At 42.2% G+C, this 17,524-nt stretch carries 20 protein-coding genes; 19 read left to right on the forward strand and 1 reads right to left on the reverse strand.

The window, feature by feature from the left end; genetic code table 11:
• The first annotated feature begins 41 nt into the window (after positions 1-41).
• Positions 42-635 carry a lipoprotein heptaprenylglyceryl N-acetyltransferase LhaT gene (gene lhaT / locus QRN39_RS09940; RefSeq protein WP_003215758.1) on the forward strand — a complete coding sequence of 198 codons (594 nt, stop codon included), beginning with the start codon at positions 42-44 and terminating at the stop codon, positions 633-635.
• Between the two features lie 65 nt (positions 636-700).
• On the forward strand, positions 701-1,504 hold the full coding sequence (gene ypjB, locus QRN39_RS09945) for a sporulation protein YpjB (protein WP_044141118.1): 804 nt from the start codon (positions 701-703) through the stop codon (positions 1,502-1,504).
• A 31-nt stretch (positions 1,505-1,535) separates the two neighbouring features.
• On the opposite strand, the gene QRN39_RS09950 is transcribed toward ypjB, so the two are convergent.
• Positions 1,536-2,408 (reverse strand): YitT family protein, encoded by an 873-nt coding sequence (locus QRN39_RS09950; RefSeq protein WP_003215598.1) that lies wholly within the window; start codon positions 2,406-2,408, stop codon positions 1,536-1,538.
• A 137-nt stretch (positions 2,409-2,545) separates the two neighbouring features.
• Here QRN39_RS09950 and QRN39_RS09955 point away from each other — a divergent pair, with 137 nt between their 5' ends.
• The 17 genes from QRN39_RS09955 (at position 2,546) to QRN39_RS10035 (ending at position 17,497) form a co-directional block, all read left to right on the forward strand.
• Complete coding sequence (locus QRN39_RS09955; RefSeq protein WP_024422788.1) at positions 2,546-2,881, forward strand: nucleotide pyrophosphohydrolase; 336 nt, start codon at positions 2,546-2,548, stop codon at positions 2,879-2,881.
• Between the two features lie 5 nt (positions 2,882-2,886).
• Positions 2,887-3,690, forward strand: a complete 804-nt coding sequence (dapB, locus tag QRN39_RS09960; protein WP_058014826.1) for a 4-hydroxy-tetrahydrodipicolinate reductase — start codon at positions 2,887-2,889, stop codon at positions 3,688-3,690.
• Positions 3,691-3,707: 17 nt separating this feature from the next.
• Positions 3,708-4,127: a methylglyoxal synthase gene (gene mgsA, locus QRN39_RS09965; RefSeq protein ID WP_050943855.1), complete on the forward strand. Its 420-nt coding sequence runs from the start codon at positions 3,708-3,710 to the stop codon at positions 4,125-4,127.
• A complete protein-coding gene (gene bshB1 / locus QRN39_RS09970) occupies positions 4,114-4,818 on the forward strand; it encodes a bacillithiol biosynthesis deacetylase BshB1 (RefSeq protein WP_050943856.1) in 705 nt (234 codons plus the stop codon). The genes mgsA and bshB1 overlap by 14 nt, the downstream gene beginning before the upstream one ends.
• Before the next feature lie 2 nt (positions 4,819-4,820).
• Entirely contained in the window at positions 4,821-5,966 is a 1,146-nt protein-coding gene (bshA, locus tag QRN39_RS09975; protein ID WP_050943857.1) for an N-acetyl-alpha-D-glucosaminyl L-malate synthase BshA, read from the forward strand.
• Positions 5,959-7,161 (forward strand): CCA tRNA nucleotidyltransferase, encoded by a 1,203-nt coding sequence (locus QRN39_RS09980; RefSeq protein WP_226803630.1) that lies wholly within the window; start codon positions 5,959-5,961, stop codon positions 7,159-7,161. Before bshA ends, QRN39_RS09980 begins: the two co-directional genes overlap by 8 nt.
• Positions 7,134-8,117, forward strand: a complete 984-nt coding sequence (locus tag QRN39_RS09985; protein ID WP_003215865.1) for a bifunctional biotin--[acetyl-CoA-carboxylase] synthetase/biotin operon repressor — start codon at positions 7,134-7,136, stop codon at positions 8,115-8,117. Before QRN39_RS09980 ends, QRN39_RS09985 begins: the two co-directional genes overlap by 28 nt.
• A gap of 197 nt (positions 8,118-8,314) precedes the next feature.
• Positions 8,315-9,154 carry a 3-methyl-2-oxobutanoate hydroxymethyltransferase gene (panB, locus tag QRN39_RS09990; protein ID WP_003215996.1) on the forward strand — a complete coding sequence of 280 codons (840 nt, stop codon included), beginning with the start codon at positions 8,315-8,317 and terminating at the stop codon, positions 9,152-9,154.
• The gene (panC, locus tag QRN39_RS09995; protein ID WP_050943860.1) at positions 9,151-10,017 is read left to right on the forward strand and encodes a pantoate--beta-alanine ligase; all 867 of its coding nucleotides are present in this window, start codon (positions 9,151-9,153) and stop codon (positions 10,015-10,017) included. The genes panB and panC overlap by 4 nt, the downstream gene beginning before the upstream one ends.
• Entirely contained in the window at positions 10,010-10,393 is a 384-nt protein-coding gene (panD, locus tag QRN39_RS10000; protein ID WP_034620444.1) for an aspartate 1-decarboxylase, read from the forward strand. Before panC ends, panD begins: the two co-directional genes overlap by 8 nt.
• Positions 10,394-10,506: 113 nt before the next feature.
• A complete protein-coding gene (gene dinG / locus QRN39_RS10005; protein ID WP_284907154.1) occupies positions 10,507-13,299 on the forward strand; it encodes an ATP-dependent DNA helicase DinG in 2,793 nt (930 codons plus the stop codon).
• A 132-nt stretch (positions 13,300-13,431) separates the two neighbouring features.
• Positions 13,432-13,602 carry a YpmA family protein gene (locus QRN39_RS10010; RefSeq protein WP_003215469.1) on the forward strand — a complete coding sequence of 57 codons (171 nt, stop codon included), beginning with the start codon at positions 13,432-13,434 and terminating at the stop codon, positions 13,600-13,602.
• Between the two features lie 12 nt (positions 13,603-13,614).
• Complete coding sequence (gene tseB / locus QRN39_RS10015) at positions 13,615-14,100, forward strand: cell wall elongation/penicillin-binding protein regulator TseB (protein ID WP_284907156.1); 486 nt, start codon at positions 13,615-13,617, stop codon at positions 14,098-14,100.
• 115 nt (positions 14,101-14,215) lie between these two features.
• Entirely contained in the window at positions 14,216-15,508 is a 1,293-nt protein-coding gene (gene asnS, locus QRN39_RS10020) for an asparagine--tRNA ligase (protein WP_088001079.1), read from the forward strand.
• Positions 15,509-15,606: 98 nt separating this feature from the next.
• Positions 15,607-16,311, forward strand: coding sequence for a DnaD domain-containing protein (locus tag QRN39_RS10025; RefSeq protein WP_034661036.1), 705 nt, complete (start codon positions 15,607-15,609; stop codon positions 16,309-16,311).
• 17 nt (positions 16,312-16,328) lie between these two features.
• Positions 16,329-16,991: an endonuclease III gene (gene nth / locus QRN39_RS10030; RefSeq protein WP_012010351.1), complete on the forward strand. Its 663-nt coding sequence runs from the start codon at positions 16,329-16,331 to the stop codon at positions 16,989-16,991.
• A complete protein-coding gene (locus tag QRN39_RS10035) occupies positions 16,988-17,497 on the forward strand; it encodes a YpoC family protein (protein WP_003215857.1) in 510 nt (169 codons plus the stop codon). The genes nth and QRN39_RS10035 overlap by 4 nt, the downstream gene beginning before the upstream one ends.
• Positions 17,498-17,524: the final 27 nt, after the last annotated feature.

Genomic DNA, 17,524 nt, shown 5'->3' on the forward strand with positions numbered 1-17,524 from the left:
AGCTTTTTTCTGATTTTAATAGATCGTGAGTGAAGAGACGTATGAGATGGATTCAATATCTGCTAGCCACGCGCTATATGCTTGTGCTAGTCTTGATAATCAATTTCCTTGGCACTGTGTACGGCTACTATTGGTATATTCCACAGCTTGTAGAGACGCCGGCTATCTTTTTAGCTTTTGTTCCAGACAGTCCAACGGCAAGCTTTTTCTTTTTATTTGTTCTACTTGCTTTTTTGATGAAACGAAACGCTCCTTATTTTGAAGCACTTGCCCTCGTGACCTTAATGAAGTACGGGTTATGGGCTGTAGGAATGAATATCTTTGTCCTTTTATCTGTGGATGATTTTCCGTGGGAAGGGTACATGCTGATTGGGTCCCACTTTGCGATGGCGGTTCAAGCCGTATTGTTTGCACCGTATTATCGTTTTAAAATGCGTCATTTGGTGGTAGCTGGCATATGGATTTTACATAATGATGTGATTGATTATGTATTTGGTATGATGCCGCGTTATTCTATGCTGTCTGCCTATACAAACGAGATCGGCTACGTCACGTTTTGGTTAAGCATTGCCGTTCTTCTTGTTTCGTATTATTTCGTCCTATCGAAAAAATCGGTCAAGCTCGAACTCCCTTAACAATATTGGTCTAACCTTGTCCTTTTCTTCATACGCTGTATGGAGAAGGGCTAGGAGGGACTTGCATGAAACGAAAGCCAATCGCGATGATTCTATTATTTTTTCTCGTATTACAGCCATCTGTTGCCAAAGGCGAGGAAACAGCCGCTAGTGTGCTGCAAGAATTAACGGAACTATCAGATTCAATCTTTCAATTAACGAGACAAGCTAAATATGATGAGGCGTTACAGGTCGCATTGTATGTTGAAAAGACATTTAAAGCTGAGAATTGGCGCGGAACGCTGACAAATACGCAGATTCGGCAAATTACAGTTGGCTATCAAGATATCATAAAAGGGCTGCCGCAGGAAGAATTGAATGAGCGCGAAAAGCTTCGTTATGCCTCTCAGTTTAGAATGCTGCTCGATGCGATCCAGTCAGACTCTGAGCCACTTTGGGGTTCGCTGGAGAAGCCCATTATGGGGTCTTTTCCTACGTTGAAAAAAGAAGTGAAGGATCCGGAATCAACGACGTTTTATGAAACTTGGAATGAGCTGGTTTCTTTATACGATATGATCTATCCGAGTTTAACCATTGATGTTTCGCCTGAAAAGCTGCAAACGATTAAGCAGCATATGGAAGTGATTGAGCAAGGTGAATTTTTAAAAGCATCAAGTGGGACAAAGCTTGAGCGCCTCACGAAGCTTGAAGAGGATTTATCGAGTGTATTTGCCCACGTTGATCAAGATGAGGCTGACCCATCGCTTTTATGGGTCATTTTAACAACGGGAAGCATCATTTTATTAACGTTAACGTATGTTGGATTTCGGAAATACCGTGCTGAAAAAGAGAAGAAGCAAAAGCGACAAGCTGATTATCCGAAATCATAAAAAAAGAAGCACCATTTTTGGGCTTCTTTTTTTAATGCGGATTGAGCGGCTTTTTGTGTTCATCTAATGTGAAGCCTTCACCAAGCACATCATGCACGTCACTGACGGATACAAACGCATGAGGATCGACTGAGGTCACGACGCTTTTGAGATGGACAAGCTCGTTTTTTGGGACGACGCAATAAAGAACGTTGCGCTCCTGTTTTGTATAGGAACCGACCCCTTTTAAAATGGTCACACCCCGCTCCATTTCCTCTGTGATTTTCTTTTGAATGATGTCATCTTTTTCAGATATGATCATGGCACCTTTGGCTGCGTAAGCGCCTTCTTGCATGAAGTCAATGACCTTCGCAGCAACAAATACTGCGACGAGTGTATACATGGCTTCTTTGTAATTTAAATAAGTAAGAGAAATCGTAATGACGCAAGCGTCGAAGATGAACATTGTTCGTCCCATAGCCACCTGATAATGCTTGTTGATGAGTCTTGCGATGATGTCCACACCGCCGGTAGTACCGCCGAACTTAAAGATGATCCCGAGGCCTGTTCCGATAAACACACCTGCAAAGAGTGCGGCTAGGGCCAAATCGTGCTGGAGAGGCATATGTATTTGAAAGCGCTGGAAGATGGCAAGAAAGACAGAAAGACTGACAGTACCTACAATTGTATAAGTAAACATCGTTCTGCCGAGCATTTTCCAGCCGATAAAAAAGATCGGAATGTTTAAGACAAGGTTTGAAATGGATGGGTCAATGTGGAATAGAAAATATAAAAGCAGTGTAATACCTGTAAATCCGCCTTCCGCCAAATTGTTCTGCATATTAAAATGAACAAGACCGAAAGAAAAAATCGCAGATCCTATTAAAATAAAGACGATATTTTTAAGACGAATTTCTTTTAGCAAGAGACCACTCCTTTTTTTGCTTAGACAGCGATAATATTATATGGTATGGGAGAGAAACAAGCAAACTGAGTTTTAAACATTTGTCAAATATTTATGATTTCGCTAACATGTAAGAGATGGATAGGAGGATGAGCTTGATGACGAAAGAAAAAACGCTGCGTCACGTGCAGCAAGAAGTAGATGATTACATAGGACAATTTAAAGAAGGCTATTTCAGCCCGCTTGCCATGATGGCCCGTCTGACAGAAGAATTAGGCGAGCTGGCAAGAGAGGTTAACCATTACTATGGAGAAAAGCCGAAAAAAACAACGGAAACAGAAAAAAGCATGGAAGAAGAAATTGGCGATGTTTTGTTTGTGTTAACATGTCTCGCTAATTCACTAGATATATCACTAGAGGAAGCACATGATCGTGTGATGCATAAATTCAATACAAGAGACAAAGACCGCTGGACGAAAAAAGAAGGGAAGTAGAGACGATGACGAACCAAACCATCAAAGTAGTAATCGCTGGAGCAAGAGGAAGAATGGGGATAGAAGCTGTGAAGCTGGCAGAAGAAACGAGCCATTTTGAGCTTGTGGCAGCCCTTGATCACGCGCACGAAGGAAAAAAATTATCTGATGTGATTCATACGACATCTGAGGCGCCGATTTATACAGATATTGATGTGTGTCTTTCAGAGACAGCACCTGATGTATTAATTGATTTGACGACACCAGAAATCGGGAAAGTACATACAAAAAAGGCGCTTGAACATGGCGTGCGTCCAGTCGTCGGAACCACTGGTTTTTCTGAAGCTGACCTGAAAGAGCTCCAGCAATTAACAGAAGAAAAGGGCATAGGCTGTATTATTGCGCCAAACTTTGCTGTCGGTGCGGTCTTAATGATGAAGTTTGCCAAAATGGCAGCGAATTACTTTCCTGACGTTGAAATCATTGAGCTTCATCATGATAAAAAACTTGATGCTCCGAGCGGTACTGGGCTTAAAACAGCTGAAATGATTGCAGAAGTCAGAGAAAGCAAAAAGCAAGGACATCCAGAAGAGAAAGAATTAATCGAAGGTGCACGAGGCGCAGATTATGACGGTATCCGTCTGCACAGCGTAAGACTTCCGGGTATGATCGCACATCAAGAAGTACTGTTTGGAATGGACGGACAGACGCTCACCATTCGTCATGATTCTTATAACCGTGCCTCATTTATGTCAGGTGTAAAGCTTTCAGTTGAACAGGTTATGCACATTGATCAGCTTGTCTATGGTTTAGAAAATATCATCGACTAATAAGGAGTGGATTCCTGATGAACATTGCTTTAATCGCTCACGATAAGAAAAAAAGTGACATGATCCAATTTGCCATTGCGTACCGTGATATATTGGCAAATCATACACTTTACGCAACAGGGACAACAGGTTTGAGAGTGAAAGAAGCGACGGGGCTTCCTATTCATCGTTTTCAGTCAGGACCACTTGGAGGAGATCAGCAGATTGGTGCTTTAATTGCTGATAATGCAATGGATCTTGTGCTCTTTTTTAGAGACCCGCTTACCGCGCAGCCGCATGAACCGGATGTATCTGCACTTATTCGGCTATGCGATGTGTATACCATTCCACTTGCCACCAATATGGGGACCGCAGAGATTTTAGTCAGGAATTTAAATAAAGGTACGTTTGATTTTCGAGATGTAGCAAAAAACGGAGGAACAAATGAAACGACTTGATATCCTTGCATTCGGAGCCCATAGCGATGATGTAGAGATCGGTATGGGCGGAACGATTGCAAAATACGTAAAAAAAGGGGCGCGTGTCGGAATTTGCGACTTGACCCAGGCTGAATTATCCTCGAATGGAACGGTAGAGAGCCGTAAAGAGGAAGCGAAAGCGGCTGCCGCCATTTTAGGCGTGTCAACGCGAATCCAGCTCACGCTGCCAGACAGAGGTCTTTATTTGAATGACGAAGCAATGAAGGACATTGCGGGCGTGATTCGTACATACAAACCGAAGCTAATTTTTGCTCCGCATCACCAAGATCGGCATCCAGATCATGGTCATGCGGGTTCACTTGTAGAAGAGGCTGCTTTTTCGGCAGGTATACATAAATTTGAAGATTCATACAAGCAGCCAGCGCATAAAATAAGTCAGATGTATTATTACATGATTAACGGCCATCATCGTCCAGATTTTGTGATTGATATTTCTGAGGAAATGCACCAAAAGATTGATAGCTTGCATGCGTATCAAAGCCAATTTGTAAAATCGGCGCATTCAGTGGAGACACCTCTTGTGAACGGGTATATTGATTTTGTGAAAATGAGAGAGTCTATGTATGGAAGAGAAGTCAATAAAGCTTATGCAGAAGGGTTTATCACAAAGAAACCACTTTTGATCGATGACGACTTACTTGGGGGGTAATTATGAAAAAACTAAAGGTCGGAATCACTTGTTATCCAAGTGTCGGCGGATCGGGCATTATTGCGACGGAACTTGGAAAACGTTTAGCTGAAAAAGGGCACGATGTTCATTTCATTACCTCAAGTATTCCGTTTAGGCTCAATAAAGTGTATCCGAATATTTATTTTCATGAGGTGGATGTCAATCAATATGCTGTTTTTCAATATCCACCTTATGACCTTGCACTAGCTAGTAAATTGGCGGAAGTCGCAAAACGAGAGAAGCTCGATATTATTCACGCGCATTATGCGGTCCCTCACGCCGTCTGTGCGTTCTTAGCGAAGCAAATGACGGGACACACAGTGAAAGTCGTTACCACGCTTCACGGGACGGATATTACGGTTTTAGGCTATGATCCATCTTTAAAGGAAGTGATTCGGTTTGCCATCGAATCATCAGACCGGGTAACAGCTGTGTCGCATTCATTAGCTGCACAGACGTATGATCTGATTAAACCGGATAAAAAAATCGATACGATCCATAATTTCGTCGATGAGCGTGTGTATTTGCGTGAAGATCATGAAGTGCTGAAGAAACATTATGGTCTCATGCAGGACGAAAAGGTCATCATCCATGTATCGAACTTCCGAAAGGTAAAGCGCGTGCATGACGTGATTCATGTCTTTAAAAAGATTTCTGACCAGGTGCATGCAAAGCTGCTGCTGATTGGTGATGGTCCTGAAAAGTCGGTTGTATGCGATCTTGTGAAAAAGCTGGAACTAACTGATCGTGTGTTGTTTTTAGGAAAGCAAGAGAAGGTAGAGGAGCTTTATTCAATTAGTGATTTGAAGCTGCTGCTTTCTGAGAAGGAGAGCTTTGGGCTTGTACTTCTTGAAGCAATGGCCTGCGGTGTCCCTTGTATTGCAACAGATGTTGGCGGAATACCAGAGGTCATTGAACATGGAGAGACAGGTTTCCTTGTCCCGCTCGGCGATATAGAAGCGGCAGCTAAACACGCAGTCTCAATACTCAAAAACAAAGCGCTTCATGAGCAAGTGTCAGCGGCGGCCCAGTCTAGCGTTCAAGCCCATTTCTCTTCTGAAAAAATAGTGAGTGAATATGAAGAGCTTTACCTAGAATTGATCGAAGGTGATGATGAAGATGAATGAACCATTCACACATGCGATCCCTATTTTACATACACTGCACGAACATGGGCATCAGGCTTACTTTGTCGGCGGAGCAGTGAGAGATGTCCTGTTAGGCAGGGAAATCGGTGATATTGATATAGCAACCGATGCAACGCCTGATACGGTCGAGTCTTTATTTGAAAAAACAGTTGATGTTGGCAAGGAGCATGGCACTGTCATTGTGTTACATGATGGGGTCAGCTATGAGGTGACGACGTTTCGAACTGAATCAGAATATGAAGATTTTCGCAGACCGAAAGAAGTGGCGTTTATCACATCCTTGAAGGAAGATCTTTTAAGAAGAGATTTAACAATCAATGCGATGGCCATGGATATAAATGGGGAGATTATTGACCATGTAGAGGGAAAAAAGGATATTGAGCGGAAACGAATTCAAACCGTAGGAGATCCTGCGTGCCGCTTTCAGGAAGATGCGCTTCGTATGATGAGAGCGGTCCGTTTTTTAAGCCAGCTTGGCTTTGAGCTCGCTCCTGAGACGGCTGAAGCGATGGAAAAAGATAAGCGCCTCCTTGCCAACATATCCGTTGAACGCAAAAAGATTGAAATGGAAAAGCTTTTAAAAGGTCGTTATTGTGAGCGGGCGATCAAGATGCTCGTTTCTACCAAATTGTATGAAGAATTGCCGGGTCTCAAAAAGGATCGTCTGCAAGCATCCTTTCAGTCATTTCCGTATTATTTACTGGATGGACTGGAAGAGGTATGGGGGGCTGTTATCCATTTGCTTGGCTTAGATGAAGCGGAGGCTGTGCTCTTCTTAAAAGAATGGAAGCTGTCAACAAAGCTTTTGAAAGACGCTGTGGCTATTAGTCAATACGTCGATTGTGACTGGGATGCGGAGAAGATGTTTGAGGCTGGTGAACACGTGCTCTTATCTAGCTTGAAGATCTCACAGCTAAAAAACGAGCGCCGCATTTTCTTTGACGAGCTGGAGGCAGCAAAGCGTTCTTATGATGCACTGCCGATTAAAACGCTTCAAGACCTCGCTGTTTCAGGAAAAGATTTAATGGCCTTTCGGCAAAAGACATCAGGAAAATGGATCGCAGAAGAGCTTGATTTGGTAAAAAAAGCCGTTCTGCACAATCATTTAGAAAACCGAAAAGAAGCCATAGAGGAGTGGCTTACAGCATGCGATCAGCAATTAGAAAACGATTAATCGAACTATTTACAGCATCTAGCCAGGATTTTGTCTCAAGTCAGCAAATTTGTGATGAGCTTGGCTGTTCTCGAACGGCTGTCTGGAAGCATATAGAGGACCTCAGAAAAGAGGGCTATGAGGTAGAAGCCGTCAGAAGAAAGGGATATCGCCTGCTGCGTAAACCGGACAAAATTAGTGAGGATGAAATTCTGTTTGGTCTCGACACAGAGAGCTTTGGCAGGCACATTTATTTTCAGAAAGAAGTCGCCTCCACACAGCTGATTGCCCATGATCTTGTAAATGAAGGTGCGCCCCACGGTACGCTCGTTGTCAGTGATCATCAGACAAACGGGAAAGGCCGCCTTCAAAGGATGTGGCATTCACCAAATGGGACAGGCATCTGGATGAGTCTCATTCTACGGCCTGAAATTCCGCTGCACAAAGCGCCGCAGATGACGCTTTTAGCATCTGTAGCCATCGCAGAAGCCATTGCAGAGCAAACAGGACTCAGTCCATCCATTAAATGGCCAAATGATATTTTGTTAAACGGGAAAAAAGTCGTTGGCATTCTGACTGAATTAAAAGCAGAGGCGGACCAGGTTCATGCGGTGATTATTGGCCCGGGAATTAATGTGAACCAAACGGCTGATGACTTTCCGGATGAACTAAAGGATGTCGCCACGAGCCTGCGAATGGAATTGAATGAAAAAGTGGACCGTGCTGCGCTCATCCAACAGATCATGTCCACCTTTGAAAAAAGGTATGCTGATTATATGAAGCAAGGATTTGCGCCCATTAAACAATTATGGGAATCGTTTGCGATGACGATCGGGCAGCATATTGTGGCCCGCACCGTCAATGGGCAATACACTGGAAAAGCGCTCGGAATCAATGAAGAAGGTGTTTTATTGCTTGAAACGGAGGAAGGGATCCAAAAAATCTACTCCGCAGACATCGAGATCAAGTCAACTTAAGTGGAACACCCGGCACATTTTTGATATACTTCGTGTGGGCAGTATCTGAAAAGAGCTGTACCTGTTAGAAACAAAAATTTGATAAATTTCTGCCTTGATCCTAAGGGACTTGGACAGAGGGATGATTCGCCGCGCATGAGAGATCAAAACATGTGATGTGAGGCAAGCCATCTCCTCTCCAGAATGAGGAGGAACAAATGAAGACAAAGCTAGATTTTTTCAAAATGAAAGAACAAAATGAACCAATTGTAATGCTGACAGCATACGACTATCCATCTGCAAAGCAAGCAGAAAAAGCGGAAGTTGACATGATCTTAGTCGGTGATTCACTTGGGATGGTTGTACTTGGACTCGATTCGACAGTACAAGTCACGATCGATGACATGATTCATCACACAAAAGCAGTGAAAAGAGGCGCAAAAGACACATTTATTGTGACGGATATGCCATTTATGTCTTACCATTATTCATTAGCAGAAACATTGAAAAACGCAGCACGCATCATGCAAGAAAGCGGTGCGGATGCCTTAAAGCTAGAAGGCGGAGATGGCGTATTTGAATCCATTCAAGCTCTCACAAGAGGCGGGATTCCTGTCGTCAGTCATTTAGGCCTCACACCTCAGTCAGTTGGAGTACTTGGCGGGTATAAAGTGCAAGGAAAAGACCACGAAAGTGCGCAGAAATTGATTGAAGACAGCTTAAAATGTGAGGAAGCTGGTGCGATTGCACTTGTGCTTGAATGCGTACCTGGTGAACTGACAAAACGAATTACCGACATGCTGAAAATTCCTGTGATCGGGATTGGTGCAGGGGCTGAGGCAGACGGACAAGTTCTCGTTTACCATGATGTGGTAGGATACGGAGTGTCTAGAACACCTAAGTTTGTGAAACAATACGCGCAAATGGATACTGTATTAGAAGAAGCGCTTATTCAATATACGAAAGAAGTAAAAGCACACACATTTCCAGAAGACAAGCATACATTTCATATCAAAGAAGAAGTCCTTGATGGTTTATATGGGGGGATCAAAAAATGAACGTTGTCACCCATATTCACGAGTTGAAGGAATTGATCAAGCTGCATCAAGAAAAACAGCATTCCATCGGCTTTGTTCCAACGATGGGCTTTCTTCATGAAGGACATCTGACGCTTGCGAAAGAAGCAAGGGATCAAAATGACATTGTGGTAATGAGCATCTTTGTCAATCCTTTGCAGTTTGGACCGAACGAAGACTTTGAATCCTATCCAAGGGATATGGAAAGAGATCAGCGCCTTGCAGAAGAAGCAGGGGTAGATATTTTATTTACACCTGATGTGAAAGAAATGTATCCAAATGAACCATCGATCACGATGACGGTTCAAAAGCGGACTGATGTCTTATGTGGGAAAAAACGTCCAGGACATTTCGACGGCGTTGTGACTGTGCTGACAAAGCTATTTCATCTTGTAGCACCAACAAATGTATACTTTGGTTTAAAGGATGCACAGCAAGTCGCTGTGATCGATGCGATGATCAAGGATTTCTTCTTTGATCTTCATCTTGTCTCAGTGCCGACAGTTAGGGAAGAAGACGGTTTAGCGAAAAGTTCAAGAAATGTGTACTTGTCTGATAAAGAAAGACAAGAAGCTCCTGCTTTGTACCGCGCATTGAAAAAAGGACAGTCAGCGGTTGAAAAAGGTGAACGTGACGTCAGTCGCATTTATCAGTTGGTAGAAGAAGAAATTCTTCAAACGAGCGGGGAAATTGATTATATTGAGATTTACTCCTATCCAGAGCTTGAGCCGCTTCAGCAGTTAGCAGGTCAGGTCATCATTGCGATTGCGGTGAAATTCTCACGGGCAAGACTGATTGATAATGTGATATTCCATGTTCCTGAAAGCGGTGAAAAGCATGTATAGAACCTTTATGACTTCTAAACTTCATAAAGCGACAGTAACAGAAGCAAACTTACATTATGTAGGAAGCATCACCATTGACGAAGATTTACTTGATGCGGCAGGTATGATGGCAAATGAGAAAGTACAGATTGTCAATAATCATAATGGCGCGAGACTTGAAACATATATTATTCCCGGTGAAAGAAAGAGCGGTGTCATTTGTCTAAATGGCGCAGCAGCAAGATTGGTTCAGCCGGGTGATGAAGTGATCATTATCGCTTATGGGATGCTTTCAGAAGAAGAAGCAAAGACACATACACCAAAAGTGGTCGTGTTAAATAAAGAAAATCAAATTGAACAAATGATTGGGCAAGAGCCTGCGAGAACGATTTTATAACGCATGCTGCAATGAAACAGAACAGTTTAAGAAAAGGAGCTGTTCTGTTTCAGCTATTTTTGCCCAGAGCGTGTTTCACTTCGAGTGGAACGAGGAATTGAGGTGTCCATTTTATGGCCGATCAAAGGTTTGTTGTCGTTGATATTGAAACCACCGGAAATTCACCTAAAAAGGGTGATAAAATCATTCAAATTGCTGCGGTGGTCATTGAAAATGGACAAATTGTCGAACGGTATTCAAAATATGTGAACCCGGGAAAAGCGATCCCTGGATTTATTGAACAGCTGACAGGCATTCAGCAGCATATGGTAGACGATGCAGTGTTTTTTGAGGACATTGCCCAAGAGGTGTATGATCTCATTCAAGGCGCTTATTTTGTTGCGCACAATGTTCATTTTGACTTGAATTTTTTAAATGATGAACTAAAAGCATGCGGGAAAAATGAGCTGGATGTGCTAGCGATTGATACAGTTGAAATTTCTAGAATTCTTTATCCAGAGCTTGAAGGCTATAAGCTCACTGAATTAAGCGAAGAGCTCATGCTTCCACATGACCACCCGCACAGGGCGGATAGTGATGCGGAAGTTACTGCCATGTTATTTTTAACCTTACTCCATCAATTAACACATACACCGCCAAATGTGCTAAAGCAGCTGCGCAGATTATCCTCTTATCTCTTAAGTGATATAGGACTTTTAATCCAGCAGCTTGAAACGAGTGATGCTAGCCGCGAAGATTCTTTGGTAGAAGTCGGCTCTTTTGCTGTTAAAGATGTCACCAATTCTGAAAAGGATACGACAGATTCAGTAGGGGAAGACGATGAACAGCTATTTGAGGAGATCAAAAAGAAGCTTCCCCACACAGTGGAAGGCTATGAAGTAAGAGAAGGCCAGCTCAAGATGATGAATAAAGTGAGAGATGTGTTTCATGAAAGAGCTTATGCTTTAATTGAAGCGGCACCAGGTATTGGAAAAACGCTCGCATACCTCATACCAGCTGCATTAGAAGCAAAGAAATCAGGAAAACCTGTCATTATTAGTACATATTCCATTCTTTTGCAGCAGCAAATGCTTCAGCGTGATGTGCCTATTTTAAATCAATTGCTTCCATTTGAGCCAGCAGCCTGTGTATTCAAAGGTCGGGCGCATTATATTTGCTTAGATAAGTTTGAGCATGTGCTGCATGAGGAAGATGATAATTATGATGTGGTCTTAACGAAGGCGCAAATATTAATGTGGCTCCTTGTGACAGAAACGGGTGATTTATCTGAACTAAATTTACCGTCGGGAGCTGCCAATATAAAAGACCGGATTTCGTGTGTGCACATGCCGTTTACATCGAAAAAGCGCCGCTTTAAAGGATACTGCTTTTATGAGCGTGCGAAAAGAAGGGCCAAAACAGCTGATTTAATTTTAACGAATCATCGCCTGCTCTTATCACAAACGGAAGCATCATCTATCTTTCAGCATGCTGACGTATATGTGATTGACGAGGCTCACCAATTTGAGAAAACAGCCAATGAAACGCTAGGGGATAGTGCGTCGTATATTCAGCTTCATGCGAAATTAACGCAGCTTGGCTCCATGCAGGGCGGTCTGTTAAAGAAGCTCAAAAAGAGATTTCACGGTGCCGGCTTACAGACGGACACCTTTATCGAAATGGATGAGTATCTTCATCAGCTTCAAATGGAAAGTGACGCCTTCTTTAGTACCGTTCATTCTTTTGTCAAAAGGACAAAACCAAAAGCAGACATCAATCGTCTCATTCATAGAGTCCGTCATCATTCGAAGCATGCGCAGTGGAAACGGATTAAAGAGACGGCAAGTAAGCTTTGTTCTTTGTTAATTGCTTGTGAAAAGCTGTATGAGCAGCAAAAAAGCGAGCTTCTTCAAAAAAGTGATCAGTTGACAGAGCACTTTGCGTTTGAAGCAGAGGAATACGATCAAGTGATGTCGTTTATGCACACATTTTGCAGTACGCTGTACCGATTCATTTTTGAACCGAAAAACGATGAAACGGTTTGGATTGAGATTGATGCAAAAGGTGCCAAAAATGCTGTCTTTATGCATGCACAGCCGCTAGATACTGGAGAGCTTTTAGCGGATCGATTTTTTATGAACAAAAAAAGTGTTGTCCTCACATCAGGGACACTCACAATCAATGGGCGCTTTGATTATTGCTTAGAACGATTTGGTCTGCAGGATTTTTATCCGCATCTTGTACAGATTGAGTCACCGTTTGAACTTGAAAAACAGCTCAAGGTTATCGTACCAGCTGATATGCCGCCGATTACGAACCGTGATGAGCGCGACTATGTAAAGCAATCAGTACGGTACATTAAGATGATGGAAAAGCAGCATCAAGCGAAAATATTGGTGTTATTTAATTCACATGAGATGTTAAAAGCAGTGTATGATGAACTGAAAACAGAAGGGATGCAAGCCGCCCTTTTTGCTCAAGGTCTGACGGGCGGTAGCCCTGTTAAATTAACGAAGATGTTCAAATTAGCAAAACATGCGATTTTACTTGGTACGGGTAGTTTTTGGGAAGGTGTCGATTTTCCTGGATCAGAGCTGACAACAGTCATTATGGCACGCCTCCCGTTTCGGCCGCCTGATTCACCGCTCATTGAAGCAAAATGTGATGCCGCTAAAAAACAGGGGAAGAACCCGTTTAAAGCCGTTGCTCTCCCAGAAGCTGTGTTAACCTTTAAACAAGGTGCAGGACGCTTGCTGCGCTCTGAAAAAGACATAGGGACATTGCTCATTTTAGACCGCCGAGTGAAAACCGCGTCATATGGAAAGCTATTTTTAGAATCACTCCCTCATGCGCCAGTCCACGAGATGTCAAAAGAATCACTTGAGGCGTATATAGAGAAACTCAACAACGAAAAGCCGCTGTCATAAGCGGCCTTTAGCTGGTGTGGGTTTGGAGTTAATTTATCGTAACGGCTTTTTGTGTTCCGTTGTAAAAATAGTATCGGTTCCTGTGCCGAAAAGTATGACTAACAATATTTACGTACCGAGGAGGAATTAGAAGTGGAAAGTAAAATAGAGGTACTTTCAACTGTTCACATTAAGCATTCAGAGGACCTGTATAAAATTGTTGACTTATTGAACAGAACGCTTAAAAGAGAAGATCTCATGTTTGGATTGGCATTAGATCAAGAAGATCAAAATCAAGCGATATTTACAATATATCGCACATAGGGGAAGCTTGACATGAAAAAAATAGTTTGGATCATTTCATCCGTTGTGGCTCTCGTTTTGCTCATTGGCATCATCAGCTTTACGTGGATTTATCAGATTGCCATGGGGCAAAAGGAACAAGGTCATGAGGCGGCGATTGAACGAGCAAAAAAACAAGCAAACATCGTACAAGTGGAGCAAGTAGAAACCTTTGTCGGAAAAGAAAAACAATTTATTGTTAAAGGGAAAAACAAACAAAACGAAACAACCTATGTTTGGGTACCTGCCAGCAAAAAAGAAAAAGTGATTGCAAAAAAAGCAAAAGACGGTATTACCTCAAATCAAGCAGTACAAGCTGTTCAAAAGGAGAACACAGTCTCTAAGCTAAAGGACGTTCAATTAGCAAGAGAAGGTGACGTACTCCTTTGGGAAGTGACGTACTTAAATGAAAACAATCAATACAGCTTTAGCTATGTCGACTTCTCAACAGGACATGTGGAAAAAAATGTAACACCATAGATTCTCCTGTCTTGCGTTGACCATGCTGATTTAGAACGGTTATAATAAAATGTATGAAAAAAGAATCACACCTATCGAAAAGGTGAGTTTCTTTCTGGCTTTGGAGGGAATTATGTTGAAAACAACGATTAATCAAGTGTTCAAACATGTCGATGAAGATGTAACCATCGGCGCATGGATTGCCAATAAACGTTCAAGCGGTAAAATTGCATTCTTGCAGCTGCGTGACGGGACAGGCTTTATTCAAGGAGTCGTAGTAAAAGCAGAAGTGGAAGAGGAAGTCTTTAAGCTTGCGAAATCAGTCACTCAAGAAACATCTGTCTATGTGACAGGACAAGTAACAAAAGACGAGCGTTCACCTCTTGGTTTTGAATTGCAAGTGAAATCCATTGAAGTGATTCACGAAGCAACTGACTACCCGATTACACCAAAAGAGCATGGAACAGAATTCTTAATGGATCACCGTCATTTATGGCTTCGTTCTAAAAAGCAGCATGCCATTATGAAAATTCGTAACGAAATCATTCGTGCTACATATGAGTTCTTCCATCAAGAAGGCTTCGTGAAAGTAGACCCGCCAATTTTAACTGGAAGTGCACCTGAGGGTACAACGGAGCTGTTTGCGACGAAATATTTTGATGAAGATGCGTACCTTTCTCAAAGTGGACAGCTTTACATGGAAGCTGCGGCAATGGCACTCGGAAAAGTATTCTCATTCGGTCCAACATTTAGAGCTGAAAAATCTAAAACTAAACGTCATTTAATTGAGTTTTGGATGATCGAGCCTGAGATGGCTTTTGTCGAATTTAATGAAAACCTTGAGTACCAAGAAAATTATGTGACTCATGTGGTTCAAAGTGTACTTGAAAACTGTAAAGTGGAACTGCATACACTTGGCCGTGATACAGCAAAATTAGAAAATATCAAAGCACCATTCCCGCGCATCACTTACGATGAAGCAATTAAATTCTTGCAAGAAAAAGGCTTTGACGATATTGAATGGGGAGATGACTTCGGCGCACCTCACGAAACAGCGATCGCTGAAAGCTACGATAAACCAGTGTTTATCACTCATTATCCAACATCATTAAAACCATTTTACATGCAGCCTGCACCAGATCGTGATGATGTTGTTCTTTGTGCAGACTTGATTGCACCAGAAGGCTACGGAGAGATCATTGGCGGTTCTGAGCGTGTCCATGATCTAGAGCTGCTTGAAGCAAGATTGAAAGAACATGGGCTAGATCAAGAAACATACAAATGGTACACAGAATTAAGACAATATGGTTCTGTACCGCATTCAGGTTTTGGTCTTGGACTTGAACGTACTGTTGCTTGGATTAGTGGAGCGCCGCATGTGCGTGAAACCATTCCTTTCCCAAGATTATTAAACCGTTTATATCCTTAAGACGTGAAAGCCTCCAACATATGGAGGCTTTTTCAAACGTTTTTTGAAGGGGCACGTGAAATAAAACGTGATATACTTAAAGTGAAGAGGTGTATCCGATGAATAGGCAGCAATTTATTAATATGCAGCAAATGGGTTCGACCAGTTTGCCTAATTTGCTGATTGCTCATTATGAGCAGTTAGGACTGAATGAATCACAAATGATGGTGATGCTTAAGATTAAAATGAATGAAGAACAAGGTGTGTTCTTTCAAACATTTGAAGAGCTATCCCATGGCATGACCATTTCAGCTGAAGAGTGTGCGTATATGGTTCAGCATTTAATTCAAAAAGGATTTATTTCGATTCAGCCGTTTGAAGACGGGTCTGGTATTCAGCATGACCGTTACTCAGTAGAGCCTTTATGGGGCGTGCTGTATGACTTTTTAGAGGCAAAACAAGCGAAGGAAGGTCAAAAACTTCACGTACAGGCTGAAAAGTCTTTATATGCTTTATTTGAAGATGAATTTGGCAGACCGCTCTCTCCTCTTGAAGGAGAAACACTCTCGATCTGGATGGATCAAGACCATCATGATGCTGAAATGATTCGCCTAGCATTAAGAGAAGCGGTTTTATCAGGAAAATTAAATTTCCGTTATATCGACCGAATTCTGTTTGAGTGGAAAAAGAAAGGGCTAAAAACAGCGGAAGAAGCAAAAGAGCATAGCCAGCATTTCCGTTCTCAGCAAAAAGCGCCACCATCAAAAGAAGAGACGTCAACATATAAGCGACAAGTTCCTTTTTATAATTGGCTGGAACAATAACCAATAAAGGAGAAGTCATGTTATCAAAAAAACAAATCAATGAATGTTTAGATATTATAGGAGATATGTTTCCAGAGGCCGAGTGTGAGCTTGTTCATTCGAATCCATTTGAACTTGTGATCGCTGTAGCACTCTCTGCGCAGTGTACAGACGTGCTTGTCAACAAAGTGACCAAAACGTTATTTCAAAAATATAAAACACCAGAAGACTATTTAAGTGTACCGCTTGAAGAATTGCAGCAAGATATTCGTTCGATTGGCCTTTATCGAAATAAAGCCAAAAACATTCAAAAGTTGAGCAAAATGCTGATTGAAGAATATGGCGGCGAAGTGCCAAAGGATCGGGACGAGCTTGTGAAGCTTCCTGGGGTGGGCCGGAAAACAGCAAATGTCGTTGTTTCGGTCGCTTTTGGGGTGCCGGCAATTGCAGTGGATACACATGTAGAACGTGTTAGCAAGAGACTGGGAATCTGCCGCTGGAAGGATTCTGTTCTCGAAGTAGAACAAACCTTAATGAAAAAAGTGCCAGAAGAAGATTGGTCTGTGACGCATCACCGCCTGATCTTTTTTGGCAGATATCACTGCAAAGCGCAACGTCCGCAGTGCGAATCTTGTCCGCTTCTTGATATGTGTAGAGAAGGGCAGAAGAGGCTGAAAAAAGGATTGGTGAAGCTGGCATGAGCGGGGCAGTTGTTTTTTCCTCATATGTCGAAAAACTAAAAGGGAAAAAGGTAGAGATGAAAGGCGATCGAGTAGACATCCTTAGAGAGCATCCACTCGCATATGATCTATCTTCAGAACCTTTAAGAGATGAACTTCCATGGCAGAAAACAGAAGAATTTGTTCCTGTGATGTTCGAACTGTGGAATGAATTAAAAGAAAAAATGCTTCCTCGTTTTCAAACTAGAAAGTCCCGGTGTGAAGAAGATGATATGCTTCAAGGGATTGTCAGTATGATTGCGATGTTTTACTGGATCAAAGGGGAGAGACTGCAAACGCTTGATTGGGAACATATTAAGCAAGAGACATTTCCTGTTGCTCCTATTAATTGGACAGAACGTTTAGAGTTCATATTGGTAAAACCGACTCAATATCACTGCTTCATTCAACTAGACGAGCTATACACAGAACTAAAAAAGCAGTATGGAAAATATGAAGCACTTAAAAAAATCAGACAAAACCGTTAAAAAAGCACTTGCCATATAGGCAAGTGC

The sequence above is a fragment of the Bacillus sp. lyk4-R2A-2 genome, assembly GCF_030209735.1.
Classification (GTDB): domain Bacteria; phylum Bacillota; class Bacilli; order Bacillales; family Bacillaceae; genus Bacillus; species Bacillus pumilus.

Bases quoted from the DNA above. Each gene is read 5' to 3' on its own strand.
- lhaT (WP_003215758.1), top strand. From the start codon at position 42: ATGAGATGGATTCAATATCTGCTAGCCACGCGCTATATGCTTGTGCTA.
- QRN39_RS09985 (WP_003215865.1), top strand. From the start codon at position 7,134: ATGCGATCAGCAATTAGAAAACGATTAATCGAACTATTTACAGCATCT.
- QRN39_RS09955 (WP_024422788.1), top strand. From the start codon at position 2,546: ATGACGAAAGAAAAAACGCTGCGTCACGTGCAGCAAGAAGTAGATGAT.
- bshB1 (WP_050943856.1), top strand. From the start codon at position 4,114: ATGAAACGACTTGATATCCTTGCATTCGGAGCCCATAGCGATGATGTA.
- panD (WP_034620444.1), top strand. From the start codon at position 10,010: ATGTATAGAACCTTTATGACTTCTAAACTTCATAAAGCGACAGTAACA.
- QRN39_RS09980 (WP_226803630.1), top strand. From the start codon at position 5,959: ATGAATGAACCATTCACACATGCGATCCCTATTTTACATACACTGCAC.
- panB (WP_003215996.1), top strand. From the start codon at position 8,315: ATGAAGACAAAGCTAGATTTTTTCAAAATGAAAGAACAAAATGAACCA.
- bshA (WP_050943857.1), top strand. From the start codon at position 4,821: ATGAAAAAACTAAAGGTCGGAATCACTTGTTATCCAAGTGTCGGCGGA.
- QRN39_RS10025 (WP_034661036.1), top strand. From the start codon at position 15,607: ATGAATAGGCAGCAATTTATTAATATGCAGCAAATGGGTTCGACCAGT.
- tseB (WP_284907156.1), top strand. From the start codon at position 13,615: ATGAAAAAAATAGTTTGGATCATTTCATCCGTTGTGGCTCTCGTTTTG.
- nth (WP_012010351.1), top strand. From the start codon at position 16,329: ATGTTATCAAAAAAACAAATCAATGAATGTTTAGATATTATAGGAGAT.
- mgsA (WP_050943855.1), top strand. From the start codon at position 3,708: ATGAACATTGCTTTAATCGCTCACGATAAGAAAAAAAGTGACATGATC.
- dinG (WP_284907154.1), top strand. From the start codon at position 10,507: ATGGCCGATCAAAGGTTTGTTGTCGTTGATATTGAAACCACCGGAAAT.
- dapB (WP_058014826.1), top strand. From the start codon at position 2,887: ATGACGAACCAAACCATCAAAGTAGTAATCGCTGGAGCAAGAGGAAGA.
- QRN39_RS10035 (WP_003215857.1), top strand. From the start codon at position 16,988: ATGAGCGGGGCAGTTGTTTTTTCCTCATATGTCGAAAAACTAAAAGGG.
- ypjB (WP_044141118.1), top strand. From the start codon at position 701: ATGAAACGAAAGCCAATCGCGATGATTCTATTATTTTTTCTCGTATTA.
- panC (WP_050943860.1), top strand. From the start codon at position 9,151: ATGAACGTTGTCACCCATATTCACGAGTTGAAGGAATTGATCAAGCTG.